Here is a 6,071-nt window from a genome sequence, read left to right as displayed (position 1 = left end):
GTTCAATCTGAGCCATGATCAAACTCTTCAATTAAAGTTTTTTGGTTTGTTTCAGCAGAAACAAAACCGGCTCAATGATTTATACTGATTTCTTACATAAAAGTAATTTTGTGTAGTCACTCAGTTCATTGATTATTTTTGTTTGCATTCACTTCGAAAAGTAAAAGCAAACTAGTGATTATCAACTCACAAGTGCCCACACAGATTAATAGGTTTCAAATTTTTAAAGAGCATCTCTTCTACTTTCAAAGCGTTTCAGCCTTTCTGTGAAGAGGACGGTCATTTTAATCAATTAAGCTTCAGTGTCAAACACTTTTTGCTATTTAATTTCCTAACCGTTTTTCTTACCAACCCTTTGCAGCTCTACGTTGAGTGCTCCGTGTCAGTGAGGTCGCATTATAGAGAGACGCTTCACATTAGCAAGCATTAAATTCACTTTTTATTACTGTTTGGTGATGTTTTATTCGATAGATAACTTATAATTTTTTACCCTAAAGCTTAAAACAGGTTACCCACAAAGTTATCCACATTTGGCGCATTTCATTAGTTAAATTCAAACTGATAAATTAAGTCTACCGCATTATCTAGTCCAGAAATCGCTTCTATATAAAGATCGCTGACAATACGATACCTTAATGTAAACTCACCAAGAGAATTAAATATCCCCACACCGTACTTAACTTGTAAATCTGGTGCGATATAACCACTGATCGTCACTTGTGAATCACCACCAGAGCCTGCGGTATCAAGTTGTAAATCTTGAACACCAAATGCTTTACCTATTTCCCCCACCACCTTGCCACTTTTTGCTAAACTTAATCCAATTAATGTGGTCGTCATGGCATTACCACCAGAATCACTATCGATATCCTGCCCTCTCAATAGATAAGACAACGCATTTGCTTGCGGCATGCTTGGTGAAGAAAAAATTTCAACTTTAGGTGTATCCGCTGGTCCATTCACTTTTACACCAGCAACAACATCATCTTTTGTATTATCTGGATTGCGAATTGCTTCAATATCAACATAAGGTTGATCTGCGGGTCCATTAAATAATATTTTTCCTTTCGTGATTTGTAGATCTTGGCCAAATGAACGATAGGTTCCGTCTTCAATGTTAATTTCACCCGAAATAAACGGACCTTTATTTTTTTGAGTAATATTTAACTTTCCTACTAATCCCCCCTCTAAACCAAAAGCAGAAAGCAAAACATCATCACCAATGCTGAGATCAATATCGGTTTCCACTGCCATAGGTAATGACGTGTTACTTTCGATTGGTTTTAGATTATCACCTAAGATAATTTCATCTTTTGATACACCAATTGCACTTTCTGGTAAATCCTTCACGACTATCCGCCCCCAAGGGATCTCAATAGAGCCTGTAATTTTCGCCAATGTCGGTATTACTCTAATTTTCATGTCTGGTTTAACTTTTAACTTCACCATTGGAGGGACGTTAACTTGTAACTCATTACCAAAGACATCCAACCCTGCTTTCCAAGCGTCTAATGCTGACCAATCACCAAACCCTTTTAAATGTAGATCCCCGTCAGATGTAGTGATCAAAGATGTCAATTTTCCACTGTGGCCGCCAAAAAGAATATTGATATTGCCATTACTTATGTCAACTGGAGATATTTCACCCTTCACTTTTATTTTATCAACACTAAGGTCTCCGAATAATTTAGGATGATCTATCGGCCCAGAGACCTTAATATTCGAATTCACCATTGCCTCTAATTGACTATACTCCCCTAAAATAGGTTCAAGCATAGCTAATGAAACGGTATTAATATTGGAGTAACCATTAAGTTTTTTAGAACCAGTTAATTGATTAACCGTCATCTCACCTTTTAATTCGCCGTTATTTGTTAATGCAATAAGCCAATCACTCTTTAGCTCATCATTTTTCATTTCAGCATTAACATTTACTTTATCCCAACCAACAATAAGAGGGGTTTCCATCTCTTGCTCTATATTTCCTTTTGGTAAATACAATGACGCTTTTACATAAGGAGGTTTCCCTACCGCCCATTTCGCTAATGCATCAAGGTTAACCTCACCATTTATGTTTGTTTCTTCTGGTAAGAATTTTTTAATTTTACTGAATTCAAAATGTTTAATGCTCACATCAGCACTGCCTGAGTTTCCAGCGACTAAATCTTTATTTAGGCACAACGATGTTTTTCCCTGACTCCAACAGTTAGCTTGAACGAATAACTCTTGCTTTTGGATATCATAAGCAAGCGAAGCTTTTTTATCTAACTTCCATGGACCAATTTCAGTAACAACATCAGCTTTACTTAATTCACCTTTCCACCCTTTTTTACGTTCAAGAGAACCATTAAATAAAAGATGCGATTGAATAACATTAGAATCTAAATCAATTTGTAATTTGTGATTATGCTCTTTACCACTAAAGCGAACCACTAAATCTTTAAGTGTTTGTTTTTTATATTTACCACCAAGTAATTTAATACTAAGATCCGCATCAATTGCAGGCATAGGAACAACGTAACCTTTAATAGACGCTTTATTTAGTGTGGTTTTTTGAGGCAGTTGAAATTCTACCGCATTTATATCTACGTTAATTTTAGGTTCTGTTACTTTTCCGGTTAAGGCTACATTTCCCATTAACTGCCCATGAACATCTGGTACGCTGTCAGATAATTCAGGAAAGTCTATATCAACATTAAGATCCCATTCTTTATCTAAAGAACCCGAAATCGTTAATCCGTTATCCCCATGATGTAGTGCTAATTGTGCAACCTCGAGATACGGTTCTCCTAAACCTTTAACATCATCCGCTTTTAACGACCCTTCTATAATTAATGGGTACTCCCTAAAAATGCCATTAATATCGATGGTTGGCACGGTAACCTTCCAACCCCCTTCTTTTGTTAAACTGCCTGAGGTGACTAATTCGCCACTAATGTCACCCTCTGCTTCAGGCCATTGTAAACCTGGTTGAATATTCTGAAGATGTACATCCGCTTTCCAATGAACTAAAGAAGCCCAATCGGCTTCCGCACTACCAGAAATACTTCCCCCTAAGGTATCCGCCATAAAGTCATAAAGCTCAACTTTTTCTAAATTGCCTTTACCTTCTAAACGTAAATCTGTTTGCGGTATTGTTTTTCCCTCTATATATAGAGCACTCGCAAACTTATATTGGTTAAGGTCACCTTCTGCTTTTATATTAGGCACGCTTACTTTGAATTCTTTTACACCAGATAACGGCCAATAAAGTTCCGTTTTATACACATGGACATCAAAAGGTAATGTTGTCTCAAGAGGATGAATATTTGCTTCAACGTTGGCCTTCAATCCCCCAGTTAAATTAAGAGATGCCTCTAAGTTTGCAACACTCCCTTTGGCTACAATCGTTACTTTATGACCTTTTAATTCCGTTTCCTTTATTACCGCATTCGCATTTAATGTTAATGGGTAATCACCTTGTAAAGATATTTCATTATCTAAAGACAAATTAACTTGTGGTGTATCAAGATAAAAATCATTAACCTTAATATCGCTCTCACCAATATTGGCTTTAAAGTCAAGCTGATTGATTTTAACTAGCGCTTCCTGCTGTAACACAAAATCACGAAGTGAAAACTGCTCTACCTTTATATTTAATGGAACATAAACATCAGGTAAAACAATTGGGGTATCCGAGACTTTATCTGCAGGATCTTTCGATTTCGTCTTTTCTTTTTCACTCTCAGCAAGCTGTAAATTAATTCGATTCCATTGCAAAGGTGTAATGGTCAAATCACTCTTATATATTTTAATCCCAGTAGAAAAACTATCCCACTGAATACGATTACCCAAAACAGTAGCATCTATATTATTAATCGAGATCTTGGTGATGTTGATAGGGATCGGAATTGAAAGCAGCTCATTATTTGTAGGTGCTTTAGTCGCTTCGTCTTCTGGCGAGGTGGGTAATTGAGGAAAATCCAAAACAAGCCCGTCAATCGTAATGTCATCAATACAAAGTGAAGGAACCAATAAACACTTTGCCGTTAACCCAAAATGAAAACGAGAAATATCAGCGTTAAGTAGCTCATCATTATGATACTTAACCTCTGATAGAGTAAATTCCGGAATTAAACTTCCGTCTATGTTTTTTATTGAAAGTTCAGGTACCGCTTTTTCAGCCCCCCAAATAATTAACTTCAAGCCTGAGTTTGTAAAAACCAATGCACCGACTAACAATAAAATCACGAGGATAATTGTTGGAACAAACAAGGCTAAGCAAATACAGTATCGACTAAAACGACGCTTTTTCTTTAATTGCGGCTTATCTTGTTCTTCATTTACCGATAAGGAACTCATACTTCAGGTCCTAACGTAAAATGGATTTTAAATTCATCACCAGGTTCTGCATCAAATCCCCACGCAAAATCAAGTCGAACAGGTCCCACAGGAGAAGCCCATCGTATGCCTAAACCGGCGCCCGTTTTCCAATCTGGGGTTGTTATCCAAGCATCACCATAATCAATAAATGTCGCCAACCACCAATTACCCACAACTCGATATTGATACTCAAGACTGGTTGTTGCCATAAATTGTCCGCCAGTTAAATAACCACTGCTGTCTTTTGGTGATACTTCTTCATATCCGTAACCACGAATACTATTATCACCACCAGCAAAGAATCGAATCGATGGGGGTAATTTGTAGAAGTCATCGGTATATATTGCACCAATATCGGCTCGTGCCACGCCTCGATGGTTTTCCCCAATACTACGAACAATCGCTCCTTGGGCTTGTAGGCGAAGCATTCTTACGTCTGACGTTAATGCTTCATCAGTACCTTCAATAGTGAATGCTTTTTTATCCCCCCACATCGGCATTGTTCCACCACGAGTACGACTTTTAGAGAATGATATACCAGGAAGCACTAGCCAAGCAGTCCCATCTTGGATGCCTTGCGTAAATTCTTCATACAAGAAACGTGTATAAATAGTGCGATGCCAACCAGAGTCATAAACCCAATGCCTTTCAAACGCTAAATTCGACTCCAAACTGTCAGTATCTCGATTATCTACATTTTTCAGACCATACTTCACAATGTAATAATCCTTTAATACTTGCTCTAAAGGGATTTTATAAGAGATCGTAGCTTCTTGCTCTGGCTTAGAGATAGAAAGTGCAGTATCTAAACTGTGACCATATTTATTTAACCACGGTTTTTTCCATCGAATTTTCCCTCTCGCGCCGACATCTGTCGAATAACCGATACTGGTTTCTAATTGATTTCTAACTTGAGGAGAGACATGAACTTTCATTGGTAATTGATGAGTTTCACCGACAGCATCTAAATCAGGTTCAACATAAACGGATGAAAACCATTCAGTATTTGAAAGGGATTGATTTAAATCACCAACCAGACTAGCAAGATAAGGGTCACCAGGCTCAAAAGGTATTATTGAACGCACTCGTTTCTCTTCAACTTGACTTCCATCGATCGTCGTTTCACCAAAACTATAACGCTTACCACTATCATAATGTAAACGAACCATTGCTTGATGTCTTCCAGGAGCAACTTCTAAACGGTTAACCGAAAATTCACCATCAAAATACCCTTTTCTTAACGCTAGATTTTGCAGTGTACTTTTTAAACTTTCGTATCGACCATGATTCAAAACTTGCCCTAAATTGAGTCCTGAATTATCAACCGCATTAGTAAAGTCAATATCGTTCTTTGCCTCACCTGTAATAATGATATCACTGACGTAAATAACAACGGGTTGGCCCTCTTCAACAGTCATAATAAGTGTGTGATCTAATTTTTCACCTTCAATAGTAAAGGTGATCACGGGTTGGTAATAACCCAGCGCTTTTAAAGCATCAGTCGTACTTTCTTCAAGGCGAGCTTGGAAACGAAGAGATACAGAATAATCCTCTTCTGGAATACCTGAGATGTAAGCTTCTACATTACTCAGTAAAGGTCCTTCTAAACCCTCTATATCCAACTCTGTTTCTGCCGACACGTTAGATGAAATGGCAAACAAACAAAATGTAAAAAAGAGGGATAACTTCTTGGTCATACTTATAATTAT

Annotated in this window: 2 protein-coding genes; both read right to left on the bottom strand. The window is 37.4% G+C overall.

From position 1 onward, the window contains the following. Nucleotides 1-543 precede the first annotated feature (543 nt). The gene (gene tamB / locus A6E04_RS18005; protein ID WP_065612022.1) at nt 544-4,341 is read right to left on the bottom strand and encodes an autotransporter assembly complex protein TamB; all 3,798 of its coding nucleotides are present in this window, start codon (nt 4,339-4,341) and stop codon (nt 544-546) included. After that, a complete protein-coding gene (tamA, locus tag A6E04_RS18000; protein ID WP_065612021.1) occupies nt 4,338-6,059 on the bottom strand; it encodes an autotransporter assembly complex protein TamA in 1,722 nt (573 codons plus the stop codon). Before tamA ends, tamB begins: the two co-directional genes overlap by 4 nt. Nucleotides 6,060-6,071: the final 12 nt, after the last annotated feature.

The organism is Aliivibrio logei, assembly GCF_001691055.1.
GTDB lineage: Bacteria > Pseudomonadota > Gammaproteobacteria > Enterobacterales > Vibrionaceae > Aliivibrio > Aliivibrio salmonicida.
This window is presented reverse-complemented; position numbering and strand designations above follow the sequence as displayed.

What these genes read in the sequence shown, in the direction of transcription:
- tamB (WP_065612022.1), bottom strand. Translation starts at nt 4,341, where the DNA reads ATGAGTTCCTTATCGGTAAATGAAGAACAAGATAAGCCGCAATTAAAG.
- tamA (WP_065612021.1), bottom strand. Translation starts at nt 6,059, where the DNA reads ATGACCAAGAAGTTATCCCTCTTTTTTACATTTTGTTTGTTTGCCATT.